The sequence below is a fragment of the Klugiella xanthotipulae genome, assembly GCF_006716695.1.
In the GTDB taxonomy this organism is placed as follows: Bacteria; Actinomycetota; Actinomycetes; order Actinomycetales; family Microbacteriaceae; genus Klugiella; species Klugiella xanthotipulae.
Window position 1 is genome coordinate 146,564 of the sequence record NZ_VFPN01000002.1, and the last position, 15,878, is coordinate 162,441.

Below are 15,878 nucleotides of genomic sequence, written 5' to 3' on the forward strand. Positions count from 1 at the left end.
CTAGGTTAGCGCGTCACACGCCGAGTTTGCTCCGTGTCGAGAAACTGGGCGAGCCTCACCCATCCTCGAACCCCGCCCCCGCTCCGCCAGGAGGGCCGAGGGGAGCACGCGCGTCAGGGCCACAATTGCTCGGTATCGGACCGTGGGAACCGAGATCGAGCGCCCGCGTGCGCTATCACGCAGCCCCCGCCGCACAACGGGCTCGGTGGTGAGCCACATCCACCGGGGGATGCCCGCCATCTCGTCACCCATCCGCTCGTGAAACTCGGTGCGTACAAAACCCGGGCAGAGCGCCGTCACATGCACGCCGCGCGGCCCATAAACAGCGTTGAGTGAACGGCAAAAAGTGATCAGCCACGCCTTCGCCGCGCTGTAGGTGCCGCGAGGAACAAAGCCAGCCACGGAGGCCACGTTGACGATACGACCGGAGCCACGGGAAAGCATCCCCCGCATCGCGGCATGGGTCAGCCGAAGAGGGGCGCGAACCAGGAGATCAAGCATCTGCTCTTCATCGGCGACGCGGTTGCGGTGAAAGCGTCCGGCAAGGCCAAAGCCCGCGCTATTAACGAGAAGCTCGATGGGTGCCACCTCATCGGAGAGGCGCCCACAGGCCGCTGCGAGACCTGCCTCGGTGGTGAGGTCGGCGCTCAGGATACTCACGGTCACTCCGTATCGCCCCGCCAAGCGGTCGGCCACCCGCGCCAGACGCTCGCCGTCCCGAGCGAGCAGGACAAGATCCCACCCCGTCGCCGCGAGCTGCCGGGCGCACTCCGCACCGATTCCCGAGGTTGCTCCGGTGATGAAAGCTGTCTGGGTCATGCGCCTCAACCTAGTCGAGATCGGAGCGGTGCGGAACCGGACGCAACCGGATATCTAGGAGGTGAGGGCGACGATAAGACCAATAACAACCGGGATGATTGTGGTGAGTACCGAGACGAGAAGCACGATTCCGCCAACGATGAGCGCAGGCAGATACGAGCGTCTGAGCCGCCGTCCGGGAGGGGCGACCACGTTGAGCGAACGATCAGGCACCCGCTCGTCAGCGTAACGATGCGTCTGACGAAGAGTTTTGGCTCCCACCGTGTCGAGCACCTGCCACATACGCACAAACGCGTTCATGCCATTGTGGTCGAAAGGTGCCGCGGAATAGACAAAAACGAGGTCATCCACGATTTCAACGTCAAATGGGGCGGCATGATCGATGAGAAGCGCCATCACATCGGGGGTGAGGATGTACAGGGCATCTCGCTCATACTCGCGGGGGCAGTAAAGCGTAAAGTAGCGGTCAAAGTCACCCTCCAGGGAGAGCCGCTGGTCGCGGTTGAACGCGTCGGGCAGGTTAGACCAGAGCGGATTATTGCTGAGTGAGTCCAGCACAATATGGGGCAGCCTTCGGTCGAGCTGAAAGGCTAAATAGCCCCACGTATGGGTGACATCACTCTTCCCGTTGCTCGTGCGGTAGGTCATCCTGCCAATGTCGAAAAACCGCTGACCGGGGAGGCTGTGCACCCGGTCACACGACGCACGGCCGTGACCGAGATTAAAAATCATCCCGGGATACAGGGGATTCTCGGTGCGGGGAGTGAACTGGAATCTATTATCCCTGGCAAAGGAGAAGAGCCGCATAGTGGTGAGCAGGCTGGTGCTGACACTGCGACGTGAGGCCCAGATCACGCACCAGGTCATCCCCACCCCAAATGCCACCATACCGAGGCCGACCACCGTGTAGACGGCACCGATCAGGTTCCCGGCAATAAGATTTCCTACACCCCCTATGCTCAGGAGGAGACCACCAAGGGCGATGGGCCACAGAAACAGCAGACCCAGGATGATGCCCACCAAGAGACCTGAGCCCAGAGGTAGACGATAACCGTACCGCTGCAATAGATACTGCCGGAAGGCCTGGCGCTCGGCCGTTGAGGGCGCATATCCCAGTGCCGAAAAGTTGCGTGGAGTGTATACGGGAGGAGTGGTACTCACGAGGATTACCCTACCTCGGTGAGGCACGTGGGGTGCACCGTAGCTACGGAGCTACCCGGCCGTTCAGGTTAAAAGCCTCGTACGTAAGCGGCATCAGGTCGGCCCAGAACGTTTCCATCTTCTCGGCACACATCTCGATCTCCCGCTGGGGAAAACTCGGAAAGTGGGTGCCCTCGCGCGTGGTACGCAGGCTCAGAAAGTTCATCAGTGAACGTGAGTTGACCGTCACATACATCGACGAGTATGTGTTGAGCGGGAGCACGATGCGGGCAACCTCCCGCGCGACCCCCGCTTCGAGCATGGTCTGGTAGGCCGCATAAGCGTGAGTGCTCGCCTCACGCGTGGTCTGGTCAACCAGGTCGATCTGCTCGGGGGTTCCGGGGCGAAACTCATACGCTCCCGGCTTCCCCACTTGGAGCAGGTTGCGCTCGGCGTTGGGCACGTAGAAAACGGGGTTGAGTTCGCGATAACGACCTGATTCCTCGTTGTAGGAGGCCATCCGGTGCCGCATGAACTCGCGGAAGACAAAGATCGGGGCTTGCACGTAGAAGGTCATCGAGTTGTGCTCAAACGGTGATCCGTGCCGATCCCGCATCAGGTAATTAATGAGTCCCCGGTCACGCTTCTCGCTGGCTTCCTCGCCAGATTGGGCCTGGTCGAGGGTTTTCTCTCCCTGGGTGGACACCCGGGCGGCAAAAAGAACGTCGGAGTCATGAGCACTTGAACGAACAAGTTCAACGGTCATATCGGAACGGAATTGAATGTCAGCCACGAAGTCCACGATAGTGGCTTGCCCGCCCGACAGACACCGCACACGCCGCGGCGACTATTGGCAGCACACATACGGCCGCGTAGTCTGTGCGTATGTCTGAATCAGCGTTGAACGGCACCACCCCGCGTACCCTCCTCATCTCGGGTTCCTCGGGGCTGATTGGCCGCGCGCTGGCGGTCCGAGCACAGTCCGAGGGGTACCGGGTACGCACTCTCGTGCGCCGCGCCGCACACAACACCTCGGAGTTCCGTTGGGACCCGGTTGCCGGTCTGCTCGACACGGCGGCACTGCGCGGCGTCGATGCCGTCGTCAACCTTTCGGGGGCACCCCTCAACAAGCTGCCCTGGACGGGGCGCTACAAGAAGGAGATCCGTCAATCCAGGCTCGATGCCACCGGCACCCTGGTGCAGACGATGGGACGAATGGATACCCCTCCCGCCACGCTCCTCAACGCGTCAGCAGTTGGATATTACGGCCACCGACCCGGTGAAAAGCTGATGACCTCCCCCGCCCGCGGCACGGGATTTCTCGCCGATGTCTGCGCCGAGTGGGAGGCTGCAGCCCAGGCCGCCCCGCCCGGGGTACGCGTTGTGACGCTGCGAACCGGCATCGTGCTTTCCCGCACCGGCGGTGTGCTACCCCTGCTGGAGCGCATCGCCCGATTCGGGCTCGCCGGACCGCTTGGCCCCGGCACACAGCACTGGCCCTGGATCAGTCTGCGCGATCACGTGGGTGCACAGCTCCACCTGCTCCGGGCGGATGTCTCGGGGCCCGTCAACCTCGTTGGACCGGAACAGGTCACCGCCGCGCAAATCGTGCGCGCCGTAGCCACGGCTGTGCACCGGCCCTACTGGCTACCAGCTCCGCGTTTTGCGCTCGTCGGACTGCTCGGCGATGCGGCCCGTGAACTGCTGCTCTCGGATCAGCATGTGCAGGCCAGACGCCTCCTCGAATCCGGTTATACCTTCCACGACCCGAGCATGACCACACTCATATCGGGACTCTACGCGACTCGTTGAGGACTAGCCTGCGGTGTGGGTAATCGAGGCCCGATCCAGCGCGATCGCCTGGCGGATGGAGTGGCGCGCGCGCCGACGATCACCGCACGCATCGTACATAAGACCGAGACGAAACCAGGATTGCCAGCGCTCAGGCTGCGCCTCGGCCTCCGCCCGGTACTCGGGAAAAGCGGCATCCGCGGCAGCCCGCTCGATGTGGCCGCTCGGGGTAACCGGGAGATCCGCGCCCGGTAACCCGCCCTCCCCCGCCAACCGCGCGTACAGCCGCGACGACCGACGGCCAAAGGCAAGCTCACGGAACAGTGCCCAGAGCGCGATGAGCGGAAGGACGGCCAACGCCCACCCCATCGTGACCGCGACGGGTGACTCCGATGAGATGAGCACAATCGCCCGCTGGCCCGCCGAAAAAATATAGAGCAGCAGGAGCACCAGCATGACGCCAACCCCCAGGAGCGTCCTATTCATCGGTTGCACCAGCCACACGGCGCTCGGGGGCGCTCGGCTGCGGACCAACGCTCAGGCCCAGCACCCGATCGAGGCCCACCGTGAGGCCAGAAGCGGTACGGGTGGCGTGCAGCGCAGCACGCATCCCTGCGTCGTAGGCTGTCGGCGAAATCGTGTCGTGGGTGATGGTGAGAACCTCGCCCTGACCGCCCAGGATAACCTCCTGTTTGGCCAGAACTCCCGCGAGCCGTAGGCTGTGCACCGGAATGCTCGCCACCTGCTGGCCCCGCGCAAGCTGGTCCGTGTACGACGCCTCGACGGGGCCACGATCACCGCGAGCCGCCGTAATCATCTCGGCCGTGCGCACAGCCGTGCCCGACGGGGAGTCAATTTTACCCGCGTGGTGTGCCTCGACGATCTCAATCGAGTCGAAATACTGCCCCGCAATTGCTGCGAGCGCCGTACCCACGACGGAACCGATTGAGAAGTTGGGGATGACGATCACGCCAGCCTCCGGCCGCGCCGCCACCTGGGATTCAAGAGCGGCCAGACGCTCGGCCGACCACCCGCTGGTCCCCACGAGCACACGGATACCACGGGCTATCGCAAACTCAACGAGGCCTGGTGACACAGCGGGCGTGGTGACATCGATGAGGATATCGGCCCCGAGCATCTCCTCCCGCGCGCTCGATGAGCCGAGGGCGGCGTACAGTTCGTACCCGGGAAGATCGTTCAGGATGCTCTGGGCCAGCAGACCCATTCGCCCGGAGGCACCGGCAACAGCAACTCGTGTAGTCATTGGTCTAGGCTACCCCGGCAGTGACTCGGGTAGCCCCGTGCGCAGATCGACGGGCAGATGCGAGAGATCGTTGTGTACCAGCAGGGTCCAGGGGCGGCCCGGACGCTGCTGGATGATCGTGAGACCGCAGTTCGCCTGATTGATTCCCAGCCAACGCCATTCGGGCGCATCCATCGCCTCGCGAACAAACCACGCGATGACAAAGTTGTGGGTGACGAGCAACTCATGCGTGTCGATTTTGCCCCCCAGAAACTCAGCGGTAGCGTCGGCCATCTGGGCACGTCCGGCCTCAGTCTCGTCCGCCGTGTATGAGCCAAAAAAGGGAGCGTACACCTCAGGCATCCCCTCGACCCGTCCGGTGGGCACACAGTCGAGCAACAGACTTGACGGTTGCGAGTCAAGTAACGGCAAAGTTTGGGCCATCACACGCACGGTCTCCTCGGCGCGTTTGAGCGGCGAATGCCATGCGGCGTCAAACGTTAGCCCGGCAAATCGCTCGGCAATGGCCCTGGCCTGGAGTTCACCGCGTTCGGAGAGGGTGCCATCGGGGATGCCGTGTTCAGCGTCCACCTGTTCCCCATGGCGGACGAGGTACAGCGTGCGGGTCACAGGGCATCCTCCAGGGCACGGCGAACATTTCTCCCCGCCGAGGAGGCGTTGAGATCACCCACAACAACGGCCGAGAGGGGGCGAGAGGCGAGCTCCTGAGCCAAACTCTGCACCTCGGCAGAGGTCACAGCGGCTACACACTCCAGGGTGTGATCGAGGTCGTAAAAGACGCCCGTTCCCAGGTCGCTGCGAGCGAGGCGGCCCATCCTGGTCTCAGAGTCCTCCAGCGCAAGAGCCGACGAACCGGCCAATTGGCCGAGGGCTCGGCGCAGTTCATCATCGGTGATACCGTCCTGAGCCAGACGGGAAAACTCATCGCGGAGAACCGTGGCGACGACACCAGCCTTCTCGGGCGAGCATCCGGCATACAGGCCGAAAAGGCCCGCATCGGAGTACGCGGAGGCAAACGAGTAGGTGGAGTAGGCCAGGCCACGCTTCTCGCGGATTTCCTGAAAGAGGCGACTCGACATCCCGCCGCCGACAACGATGTTGAGGATACTCATGGCAAAGCGGAGCGGATCTCCCGCAATCAACCCGGGCACTCCCAGCATGAGGTTGATCTGGCCACCTGGCCGCTCCACCTCAATGTAGTCTGCACCGCGCGTGATCGCCGCTGGAGTCTGGTCGCGTCGAGCGGCAGGAGTCGCCACCCGCGACATCGACCACTCAGGCCAGTGCCTGGAGGCGTGCTCAAGCGCCTCCACAACCTCAGATACCAGAGTGTCGTGGTCAACAGCCCCCGCCGCAGCGACGACGAGGTTCGACGGCTGATACTGCTCACGATAGTGCTGCCAAACGCCCTCCCGTGTGGCACCCGTGATTGTCGAGGAGTCGCCCCCAATGGGTCGGCCGAGCGGATGATCGCCCAGGACCGCCCCGCACAATCGCTCACTCGCAACATCGGCCGGATCATCCTCAGCCATTGCCAGTTCCTCCAGGATGACCGTGCGCTCGGTGTCGAACTCAGCGGAGTCGATCACAGAGCCAGTCACCATATCGGCAATCACGCCCGTGGCCATCGAGAGGTCGCTGTCACGCACCTTAGCGTAGTAGCAGGTGAATTCCTTAGCCGTCATAGCGTTGTGTTCACCGCCCACCGCATCAAAACTGATCGCGATATCGAGGGCGCTGCGGGAGTGTGTGCCCTTAAAAAGCAAGTGTTCGAGAAAGTGAGTAGAGCCGAGACTTCCTGCCGCGGCCGCGTGGTGAGCCTGCTCGTCACGTGAGCCCACCGGCACCCAGAAGCCCAGGGTGGCGCTGCGAACCCCCGGCATGGACTCCGTGAGGATCCGGACCCCGCTCGAGTGGACGGTTCGCTGAACCAGCGTCTCACCCCCGACAGAAAAGCTGAGGGCAGACAGATCGAGGGGTAAATCAACGGCGCTGGTCACCTGATTCAGCCTAGGGCACCCTCGCTGAAAGCGGGCAGAGATCCAGGTTCGCTCAGAGAGAAACCCCTGATCGGATACTTTACCTCAGCAGGTTAGCGCACTGCGGATACCCGATCCAGGTCGCGCAACTGGGCGTGGGTGAGAACCAGGTCGGCACTGGCGATCATCGAGTCAACATGCCCCAGCGTGTCCGCGCTCACAACGGGAGCTGCCACGTGACGTTTCGATTGCAGCCAGGCGAGCGCGATCGCCGCGTTATCGACACCGTGCTCGGCCGCAACCCGGTCGAGCACACTCAACACCCTCATCCCCCGACGGTTGATGTGCTCCCCCGCGCGGGCTCGGCGGGCGCTGCCAATGCCGTCATTCTTGGACCGATACCCACCACCCAAAAAACCGTGGGCGAGCGCAAAGTGCGGCACAACGCCGAGTTGCTGGGTGTCAGCCGCAAGAGCGGCATCCGTCTCATACTCCTTACGATGCATGAGGTTGTAGTGCTCCTGCGCCGATTCAAAGGAGGGCAGGCCAGTCGCCGCAAGCAGGCGAGCCTCCATGAGGCGCTGACCGGAGTAGTTTGACGCACCGAGGTAGCGCACCTTACCGCTCTCAATCAGTTCGTGAACGGCAGCGAGGCTGTCCTCCAGGGGAACGCGCTGGTCGTCATAATGAAAATACAACAAATCGATATAGTCGGTCTGCAGCCGCTCCAGCGAGGCTTCAACAGCGGCGAGAATGCCGCGGCGGGTAAGCCCGGGGTTGTCATGACTCTGGCCCACTTTTGTCGCCAGGATAATACGGTCACGATTACCGCGGGTACGCATCCAGTTACCGATCATCATTTCACTCTGGCCTGCGGCATAGTTGTCGGCCGTATCGATAAAGTTGCCGCCCAGCAGGAAGAAACGATCCATGATGCTCATGCTCGTGGGGCGGTCAACGGTCCATCCAAAAACGCTCGTCCCGAGGGCGACCGGGTACACCCTGAGGTCGCTGCGACCAATGGGCCGCTGCACACCGGCGCGGGCAAGCGTAATCGGTTCGGTAAAACAGGGTCCGGCAACGGATTCCTCAGCGGGTGTGGGCTCAGCCGCACCACGTGGGCTGTGCAACCGTTCCACCGTGGCAACATGACGGCCACCCGCCGGTGACTTCGTTCCTGGAATTCCCCACATCATGCTCCCCCACAACATTCGCTAAACACTATTCCTCGTACCCTACGTGACCTGTCTACAAACGTCGAGGGAACAAACGAACTGTTATCAATTTGAGCTTTATTTATGCAGAAGTCCGAACAAATATCCACGGTGCATGGATATCTGCCCAGAAAAATACTTAAACACTGATAAATCAATGGCGTGATCAGGCCAGCGGCCACCCCGTACCGCGGGTGATGCCTGGACAGATTGATCGTGGTCAAGCGGTCATCCGCGTGCCAGGATAGCGGACATGAGTCACTTCTTTCCGGACACCGGAGCCACAACTCCCAGCACCGAGATGCACATCCAGACGCCCCACAATCGCGCGCTTCTTGGGGCCGTTCTCGATTATGCCCGTGACCGCATGGCCAACGACCAGCCGCTCGACTTCCCCGCAACCCCGGCCGAGCTCGCCGCGCGGGTGCCTCGCACCATCACACCAACAGGTCTGGGCGGACCGGAAGCGCTGCGTATCTTCGAGGAGATCCTGGCCCCCGCCTGTATCTCGACCGACCACCCCGGATATCTTTCCTTCATTCCCACCGCCGCGACCGAGGCCGCGACAATGTTTGACCTGGCGGTTGCCGCGTGCAGCGTTTACGGTGGATCGTGGCTGGAAGGTGCCGGAGCCGTGCACGCCGAGAACGAGGTGCTCCGCTGGTTGGCAGCCCAGGTGGGCCTGCCAGCAGGGGCCGGCGGGGTGTTTGTGCAGGGTGGCACAATCGGTAACCTCTCGGCGCTTGTGGCCGCACGCTTCAACGCACAGAGCACTGCCGCACGCAACGGGACCCCCGTGCCCGACCGGTGGGCCATCGCATGCAGCAGGGAGGCGCACTCCTCGCTCCGCTCTGCGGCCCGGGTGATGGATGTTGACCTCCTCCCCCTCGATCCAGACCCCTCTGGACGACTCACCGGCGACATCCTACGATCCGCGCTCGACGCCCAACCGGACGGTGGAGCGAGCGTGTGTGCGGTGGTCGCTACGGCCGGCACCACCAACTTGGGCATTATTGACGACCTGGCTGGCATTGGTGAGCTGTGCCGGGAGCGGGACATTTGGTTTCACGTTGACGGGGCATACGGGCTCGCCGCGATTCTGGTGCCGGAACTCGCGCCACTCTTCGCCGGTGCCGAGTATGCAGACTCGTTTATCGTGGACCCACATAAATGGCTCTTCACTCCCTTCGATGCGTGTGCGCTCGTCTATCGAGACCCACGCGTGGCGTATCGCACGCACAGCCAGCACGCCGAGTACCTCGACACACTTGAGGAGGAGACCGTGTGGAATCCGTCGGATTACGCCATCCAGCTGACCCGGCGCGCCCGGGGTCTCCCGCTATGGTTCTCGCTCGCCAGCTACGGGACAGAACGTTACCGATTGGCAATCGAATCGACCGTGATGACAGCACGGGCTGTGGCCAAGATCATCCGTGAAACTGAGCACCTGGAGCTGGTGTGCGACCCCACGTTATCGATTGTCGCCTTCAGCCGTCTCGGATGGGAGGCGGCGGATTATCGCGATTGGTCGGCTCGGCTGCTGACAGCGGGCACGGGCTTTGTCACGCCAAGCTCACACCACGGCAAGCCGATCCTGCGCTTTGCGATTGTAAACCCACGCAGCACGCTTGATGTGCTGGTACCGATCCTGGATACGCTGCGCTAGCCTCGTTCTCGTCAACAACGCAGGAGGGCCCCCGCCGAAGCGAGGGCCCTCCTGTCTGATCGGCGAAATTACTCGACGGGTGCCTCTGCGGGGGCTTCGCCCTCGGCTGCGGCATCGTCAAGGACGGGTGCAAGCGACAGCTTGCCGCGATCATCCACCTTGGTGATCTCAACAAGAACCTTCTGGCCGATTGACAATACGTCGTCCACGTTTTCCACCCGCTTGCCTCCGGCGAGCTTACGCACCTCAGAGATGTGCAGCAGGCCGTCTTTACCGGGAAGCAGCGAGATGAAAGCACCGAACGCGGCGTTCTTCACCACGGTACCCAAGTACTGCTCACCCACCTCGGGGTTCTGCGGGTTAGCAATGGCGTTGACCTGCACACGGGCTGCCTCGGCCGAGGGGCCGTCAACCGCACCGATGTACACGGTGCCGTCGTCGTCGATTGAGATGTCGGCACCGGTCTCATCCTGAATAGCATTGATTGTCTTGCCCTTCGGGCCAATCAACTCACCGATCTTGTCCACGGGGATGTTAACGGTGATCACGCGAGGAGCGGTCGGAGCCATCTCGTCGGGCGTGTCGATCGCCTGGGTAAGGACGTCAAGGATGGTGGTACGGGCTTCCTTTGCCTGCGTCAGCGCGCTGGCCAGGACCGAGGCGGGGATGCCGTCCAGCTTGGTGTCGAGCTGGATCGCGGTGATGAACTCGCTGGTACCGGCTACCTTAAAGTCCATATCGCCGAGAGCATCCTCGGCACCCAGGATGTCGGTAAGCGCCGCGTAACGCGTCTCACCGTTCACCGTGTCGCTCACGAGGCCCATCGCGATACCCGCGACGGGCGCACGCAGTGGCACACCAGCGTTGAGCAGCGACAATGTCGAGGCGCAGACGGAACCCATCGAGGTGGAGCCGTTGGAACTGAGCGCCTCGGACACCTGACGGATGGCATAGGGGAACTCGTCTCGGCTGGGCAGCACGGGAACGAGTGCGCGCTCAGCCAGGAATCCGTGGCCAATCTCGCGACGCTTCGGGCTGCCGACCCGACCGGTCTCACCGGTGGAGTAGGGCGGGAAGTTGTAGTGATGCAGGTAGCGCTTGCTCTTGACGGGCGACAAAGAGTCAATCTGCTGCTCCATCTTGAGCATGTTCAGCGTGGTGACACCCAGGATCTGAGTCTCGCCGCGCTGGAAGATCGCGGAACCGTGCACGCGGGGAATAACCTGAACCTCGGCATCCAGCGCCCGGATGTCACTGAGACCGCGCCCATCCATACGGACACCCTCGGTAAGGATGCGGCCGCGGACGACCTTCTTGGTCACGGACTTGTAGGCCGCGCTGACCTGCGTGGTCGCCTCAACAGGCAACTCACCCGCGTCGATCTTGACCGTGATGGCCGTGACAACGCGCGCCTTGAGCGCGTCATCAGCATTCTGGCGCTCGATTTTGTCGGCAATCTGGTAGATATTGACCAGTTCGGCCTCAGCCAGCTCGGCAACGGCGGTGTAGGTCTCCTCCGTGTAGGGCAAGAAGACCGGGTACTCAGCAATTTCCTTAGCCGACTGGGCGGCTAGTGCTGCCTGAGCCTCAACCAGCTGCTTGATGAAGGGCTTCGAGGCTTCCAGGCCCTGGGCAACGATTTCCTCGTTGGGCTTGGTGGCACCGCCCTTGATCAGGTTCCAGCTGTGCTCGGTGGCTTCGGCCTCGACCATCATGATGGCAACATCGTCGCTGCCATCGGCATTCTTCACAACGCGGCCAGCCACAATGAGGTCAAAAACGGCCTCTTCTAGCTGAGATACGGTGGGGAAAGCAACCCACTGATCACCGATAAGAGCCAGACGGACACCGGCGATAGGGCCAGAGAAGGGCAGGCCCGAGATCTGGGTGGATGCTGACGCCGCGTTAATGGCCAAAGCATCATAGAACTCGCCGGGGGCAATGCTGAGGACGGTGATCACGATCTGGACCTCGTTGCGCAGACCCGCCACAAATGACGGACGCAGCGGACGGTCAATCAGGCGACATACCAGGATGGCCTCGGTCGAGGGGCGGCCCTCGCGGCGGAAGAAGGATCCGGGGATCTTTCCGGCGGCATAGGAGCGCTCTTCAACATCCACCGTCAACGGGAAGAAGTCGAAGTTGTCCTTGGGGTGTTTGCCTGCGCTTGTGGCGGACAGCAACATGGTTTCCTCGTCGAGGTAGGCAGCTACTGCTCCCTGGGCCTGCTGAGCGAGACGACCGGTCTCAAAACGAATGGTACGGGTTCCGAACTTACCGTTATCAAGAACGGTTTCGGCAAATTTAATTTCTGGACCTTCCAAGAGGTCTTTCTCCTTACATGAGGAGCACGCATGCAGCGCGAAACACCACCTGTGGCATTCCAAGGATCGCTGCTGATCAACAGTAGAAAATCACCATGTCACATGTAATGGGAATTCACCACCGAAGACCAGCGCCCTGCTTGCACACTCATCTTTTAGCGCACAATTGCGCATTGCCCGAGTGGGCAACTCCCCGATTCTAACAGAGCCATCACCCATTCCGCGGAAAATCGGGGAGATTTCCGATAGCCCCTCATGATTTTCGCGCGGATTCGCCGCCAGCTCGCCACAACCGCTTGCGGTCCATCGCTTACAACCCGAATGCGGGCGGGCAGAACACTGTGAGTTGCCCCCAAAGAGCCCCACCCTCACCCGCAACCCATACTGTTTAGATCATGCGAAAATTAAAGTTAGCCAAGGCGAAGTTTAATTTCTCAATACCCCTGGCGTCTCTCGGCGGCAGGAATTCACCAGCATAAAAAATGGAGAAAACTATGAAAATTCGCACAAATCGCCTACTCGCCGGGGTGGCAGGCCTCAGCCTGGCACTGGGATGCGCACTGGCCACAACACCCGCACAGGCCGCAGAACCGATCCCAGATACCACTGGGCAGAGCGCGCCCGCTGCCCCGGCGTCCGATCACCCAACAAAAGAGGCCTCCATCCCTGCAGCCGGATCCATCGTCGGCGGGCTGGTTTACACCCGCGTTCAGGTAGATGCAAAAGACGGCAGCAAAAAGTCTTTCGTGGGTAACGGAGGAGGGTTGTTTACCCCCGGCGCCGGGGCCGTTATCGGCACCTTATACACCGATGACCTCGCCCGGCTCTACGCGGATACGGTCAGCTTTCAAGTGAACGCGGCGGCAGCATATACAAACGTGAACTTCTTTGATGCGGACTCACACCTTCTCGGTCACCTGCAGGCTGGCTCCCTCTCGACAGTTGTCGGTATCGGCGGAGGAACAGGAAGCTGGGCGTAGACCGCTCACAACATTGAGGGGCTGGACACTTACGTGCCCAGCCCCTCAGTGTTGTCACGGCTTAGTCAACGATGTCGATCTCGCGCAGAGTATCGGCGGAAATCTCGCTACGCAACTCGCTCAGCAATGACTCGGGAGCCGGCGAATCGATACTCAGTACGCTCAGCGCACGGCCCGCCTCAACGTCACGAGCAACCTGCATACCGGCGATATTGATACCGGCCTCCCCCAGCAGCCGCCCGTAGGTTGCCACGATCCCGGGGCGGTCCCGGTAGGTGAAGACGATCATGTGTTCGGCAAACGGCAGTTCTACGTCGTAGCCGTTAATCTCCACGATTTTCTCCACCTGCTTAGTCCCGGTCAAAGTCCCCGAAACGGAAATCTGTGATCCGTCGCTGAGTGCGCCTCGAATAGTGACCACGTTACGGTAGTCCTCCGTCTCACCGTCGCTAAACATCCGCACCTCAACACCGCGCTGCTCCGCAATGAGCGGGGCGTTAACGTATGACACCGAGTCGCTCACGACGTTCGTGAAGATGCCCTTGAGGGCCGCGAGGCGCAGCACCTTGACGTCGTAGTTGGCAAGCTCGCCATGCACCTCAATGTCTATGCTCGTGAGCGAACTGTGCGCCAGAGCGGAGAAGACCTGTCCGAGTTTCTCCGTGAGGGGAAGACCCGGACGAACGTACGGGTCAATCACGCCGCCGGCGACGTTCACGGCATCCGGCACCAACTCGCCGGCCAAAGCTAGGCGAACAGATTTAGCCACCGACACGCCAGCCTTCTCCTGCGCCTCATCGGTCGATGCGCCCAGATGCGGTGTCACGATCACGTTGGACAGGGCGAGCAAGGGCAGATCCTTCGGCGGCTCCTGAACGAATACGTCAAGACCTGCTCCAGCAATAGTCTTCGCCGCAAGCGCCTCATAGAGCGCCTGCTCGTCGATCAGACCGCCGCGGGCCACGTTAACCACGTAGGCCGTTGGCTTCATCTGGGCCAGCTGTTCGGCACCGATCATCCCGGTTGTCTCGGGCGTCTTCGGCATGTGAATGGTGAGGAAATCGGCCTGAGCGAGCAGCTCCTCCAGGCTCACCAACTGCACACCCAGTTGCTGGGCGCGGGCACTCGTCACGTAGGGATCGTAGGCCACGATGGTAACGCCAAAGCCCTTGACCCGCTCGGCCACGAGAGCGCCAATACGGCCCAGACCCACAATGCCGATCGTCTTCTCGTATAGTTCCGTTCCGGTGTAGGCGGAGCGCTTCCACAGGCCGTTCGAGAGGGCCTCATGCGCCTGTGGGAGATGACGGGCCAGGCTCAGGATGTGACCCACCGTGAGTTCGGCTGCACTGATGATGTTTGACGTGGGGGCGTTCACCACCATGACACCGGCGGAGGTCGCCGCCTTAATATCGACATTATCGAGGCCAACACCCGCTCGGGCAATAACCTTCAGCGCAGATGCCGCCTGTAATACCTCGGCGTCTACCTGCGTAGCAGATCGAACCAGGATGGCATCCGCGGTGGCAACGGCGGCCAGAAGCGCAGGGCGATCCGTTCCGTCAACGTTGACAACCTGGAAGTCGGGGCCGAGGGCCTCAACGGTGGCGGGCGATAATTCTTCAGCGATCAGCACGACCGGCTTTGACACGAGGGTATCCTCCGAGATGGCGGGGTGGAGTCGCCTGCCACGACCGGGCAGGTCCGTTTCATCCTATACCGGCCACCCGAGCATCCGCGCCAGGTGAGGGCCGTCCGACCGGGGGTTACGTGAAGAACGCTCCCAGCTGGAAACGGTTAAGGATGTCGAGGGTGGTCACCGAGATGACGGCAAGCCCGGCACAGAATACCAGCGCACGAACCGCCAACGCGCGCCGACGGCCCAGCCACAGCGCGAGAAGGAAAACGACCACGGGCAACGCAGCACTGGCCACCAGGATGACCCAGCCCCACCACACCACCTCACCGCCGAGCGAACTGGCAACGTTAGAAATACCGATCAAATTACCCCACGCCGCCCACACGTCGTAGGCGTAAACCAGAGCGAAGAGGCCCGCCACCGCGATCGAACCGACACCATAAGTCGGCCTGGTGCGCACGGGGAGAGTGGTTACGTCGGTCATCACATCACCATCTGGGGGAAGAGGAACGGGAGGGGAACCAGAATCACAGCACCCACGACGAGCCAGACGAGTCGGACCCAGGCGCGCGAGGAGCGGGTGAGGGCACACACCGACGCAAACCAGGCTGCGGGGGCCGCAATCGTGAGCCAGATCGTGACCTGCATCATCAGGTCGCCCAACACCCCACCCGAGGAACTGGTGGCGTAGAAGTCGGAAAAGCGACGAGCCGACACGATCCAGCCAAGACTGTAGAGCAGGTAGACGCCGCCAAGAACACCCAGCAACACCAACACAGTGTCGCTCACGCGGCGCGGTGCGACATCAGCACCGGTCGTGGGCTCGACAGACGCCTGGTCTTCGGCGGCGGGGTGTCCGTCGAAGACAGCAGGACCCTCCACCACGGCGTCGGCATCCTGCCAGCCCTCGTGACCTTCGTGCTCATCGACGGTCACGTCAGCACCGGTGGCGGTCGAAGCCGCCGCCTCACTGACGCTGACGATGTGCCAGCCGGATCGGCTGGAAACGGTGGGCGAGGCATCTGCCTCGCCGGAATCGGGTGGGTTGTTGTGCACCATGTT

At 62.0% G+C, this 15,878-nt stretch carries 15 protein-coding genes; 3 read left to right on the forward strand and 12 right to left on the reverse strand.

Annotation, left to right across the window (positions count from 1 at the left end; all coding sequences use genetic code 11):
* The 3 genes from FB466_RS06805 to thyX are packed head-to-tail and all read right to left on the reverse strand — an operon-like array spanning position 1 to position 2,725.
* The gene (locus FB466_RS06805; protein ID WP_141917090.1) at positions 1–819 is read right to left on the reverse strand and encodes an SDR family NAD(P)-dependent oxidoreductase; all 819 of its coding nucleotides are present in this window, start codon (positions 817–819) and stop codon (positions 1–3) included.
* Positions 820–873: 54 nt separating this feature from the next.
* Positions 874–1,980, reverse strand: coding sequence for a hypothetical protein (locus FB466_RS06810; protein WP_141917092.1), 1,107 nt, complete (start codon positions 1,978–1,980; stop codon positions 874–876).
* Positions 1,981–2,023: 43 nt separating this feature from the next.
* Positions 2,024–2,725 (reverse strand): FAD-dependent thymidylate synthase, encoded by a 702-nt coding sequence (gene thyX / locus FB466_RS06815; protein ID WP_246054606.1) that lies wholly within the window; start codon positions 2,723–2,725, stop codon positions 2,024–2,026.
* Between the two features lie 119 nt (positions 2,726–2,844).
* Between thyX and FB466_RS06820 the strand changes: the two genes are divergently transcribed.
* Complete coding sequence (locus FB466_RS06820; protein ID WP_141917095.1) at positions 2,845–3,771, forward strand: TIGR01777 family oxidoreductase; 927 nt, start codon at positions 2,845–2,847, stop codon at positions 3,769–3,771.
* A gap of 3 nt (positions 3,772–3,774) precedes the next feature.
* Here the strand turns inward: FB466_RS06820 and FB466_RS06825 are convergent, their stop codons facing one another.
* The 5 genes from FB466_RS06825 to FB466_RS06845 all read right to left on the reverse strand — a co-directional run bounded on the left by FB466_RS06825 (position 3,775) and on the right by FB466_RS06845 (position 8,189).
* Positions 3,775–4,236, reverse strand: a complete 462-nt coding sequence (locus FB466_RS06825) for a hypothetical protein (RefSeq protein ID WP_141917097.1) — start codon at positions 4,234–4,236, stop codon at positions 3,775–3,777.
* Positions 4,229–5,014: a 4-hydroxy-tetrahydrodipicolinate reductase gene (dapB, locus tag FB466_RS06830; protein WP_141917099.1), complete on the reverse strand. Its 786-nt coding sequence runs from the start codon at positions 5,012–5,014 to the stop codon at positions 4,229–4,231. Before dapB ends, FB466_RS06825 begins: the two co-directional genes overlap by 8 nt.
* Positions 5,015–5,023: 9 nt before the next feature.
* Positions 5,024–5,623: a histidine phosphatase family protein gene (locus FB466_RS06835; protein WP_141917100.1), complete on the reverse strand. Its 600-nt coding sequence runs from the start codon at positions 5,621–5,623 to the stop codon at positions 5,024–5,026.
* Entirely contained in the window at positions 5,620–7,014 is a 1,395-nt protein-coding gene (locus FB466_RS06840) for a M16 family metallopeptidase (protein ID WP_141917101.1), read from the reverse strand. The genes FB466_RS06835 and FB466_RS06840 overlap by 4 nt, the downstream gene beginning before the upstream one ends.
* Positions 7,015–7,106: 92 nt before the next feature.
* Positions 7,107–8,189: an aldo/keto reductase gene (locus FB466_RS06845; protein ID WP_246054568.1), complete on the reverse strand. Its 1,083-nt coding sequence runs from the start codon at positions 8,187–8,189 to the stop codon at positions 7,107–7,109.
* A 271-nt stretch (positions 8,190–8,460) separates the two neighbouring features.
* Here FB466_RS06845 and FB466_RS06850 point away from each other — a divergent pair, with 271 nt between their 5' ends.
* The gene (locus tag FB466_RS06850) at positions 8,461–9,873 is read left to right on the forward strand and encodes a pyridoxal phosphate-dependent decarboxylase family protein (protein WP_246054569.1); all 1,413 of its coding nucleotides are present in this window, start codon (positions 8,461–8,463) and stop codon (positions 9,871–9,873) included.
* Positions 9,874–9,941: 68 nt separating this feature from the next.
* Here the strand turns inward: FB466_RS06850 and FB466_RS06855 are convergent, their stop codons facing one another.
* Positions 9,942–12,197, reverse strand: coding sequence for a polyribonucleotide nucleotidyltransferase (locus FB466_RS06855; RefSeq protein WP_141917102.1), 2,256 nt, complete (start codon positions 12,195–12,197; stop codon positions 9,942–9,944).
* Positions 12,198–12,691: 494 nt separating this feature from the next.
* On the opposite strand from FB466_RS06855, the gene FB466_RS06860 reads away from it, so the two are divergent.
* On the forward strand, positions 12,692–13,177 hold the full coding sequence (locus tag FB466_RS06860; protein ID WP_246054570.1) for a VapA/VapB family virulence-associated protein: 486 nt from the start codon (positions 12,692–12,694) through the stop codon (positions 13,175–13,177).
* Positions 13,178–13,238: 61 nt separating this feature from the next.
* Here FB466_RS06860 and serA read toward each other — a convergent pair whose 3' ends face one another.
* The 3 genes from serA to FB466_RS06875 all read right to left on the reverse strand — a co-directional run bounded on the left by serA (position 13,239) and on the right by FB466_RS06875 (position 15,875).
* Positions 13,239–14,828, reverse strand: coding sequence for a phosphoglycerate dehydrogenase (gene serA, locus FB466_RS06865; RefSeq protein ID WP_141917105.1), 1,590 nt, complete (start codon positions 14,826–14,828; stop codon positions 13,239–13,241).
* 115 nt (positions 14,829–14,943) lie between these two features.
* On the reverse strand, positions 14,944–15,300 hold the full coding sequence (locus FB466_RS06870; RefSeq protein ID WP_141917106.1) for a hypothetical protein: 357 nt from the start codon (positions 15,298–15,300) through the stop codon (positions 14,944–14,946).
* Positions 15,300–15,875 carry a hypothetical protein gene (locus FB466_RS06875; RefSeq protein WP_141917108.1) on the reverse strand — a complete coding sequence of 192 codons (576 nt, stop codon included), beginning with the start codon at positions 15,873–15,875 and terminating at the stop codon, positions 15,300–15,302. The genes FB466_RS06870 and FB466_RS06875 overlap by 1 nt, the downstream gene beginning before the upstream one ends.
* Between the last annotated feature and the right edge of the window lie 3 nt (positions 15,876–15,878).

Bases quoted from the DNA above. Each gene is read 5' to 3' on its own strand.
- FB466_RS06875 (WP_141917108.1), bottom strand. From the start codon at position 15,875: ATGGTGCACAACAACCCACCCGATTCCGGCGAGGCAGATGCCTCGCCC.
- FB466_RS06825 (WP_141917097.1), bottom strand. From the start codon at position 4,236: ATGAATAGGACGCTCCTGGGGGTTGGCGTCATGCTGGTGCTCCTGCTG.
- FB466_RS06850 (WP_246054569.1), top strand. From the start codon at position 8,461: ATGAGTCACTTCTTTCCGGACACCGGAGCCACAACTCCCAGCACCGAG.
- FB466_RS06870 (WP_141917106.1), bottom strand. From the start codon at position 15,300: ATGACCGACGTAACCACTCTCCCCGTGCGCACCAGGCCGACTTATGGT.
- FB466_RS06860 (WP_246054570.1), top strand. From the start codon at position 12,692: ATGAAAATTCGCACAAATCGCCTACTCGCCGGGGTGGCAGGCCTCAGC.
- FB466_RS06845 (WP_246054568.1), bottom strand. From the start codon at position 8,189: ATGATGTGGGGAATTCCAGGAACGAAGTCACCGGCGGGTGGCCGTCAT.
- thyX (WP_246054606.1), bottom strand. From the start codon at position 2,725: ATGACCGTTGAACTTGTTCGTTCAAGTGCTCATGACTCCGACGTTCTT.
- dapB (WP_141917099.1), bottom strand. From the start codon at position 5,014: ATGACTACACGAGTTGCTGTTGCCGGTGCCTCCGGGCGAATGGGTCTG.
- FB466_RS06820 (WP_141917095.1), top strand. From the start codon at position 2,845: ATGTCTGAATCAGCGTTGAACGGCACCACCCCGCGTACCCTCCTCATC.
- FB466_RS06805 (WP_141917090.1), bottom strand. From the start codon at position 819: ATGACCCAGACAGCTTTCATCACCGGAGCAACCTCGGGAATCGGTGCG.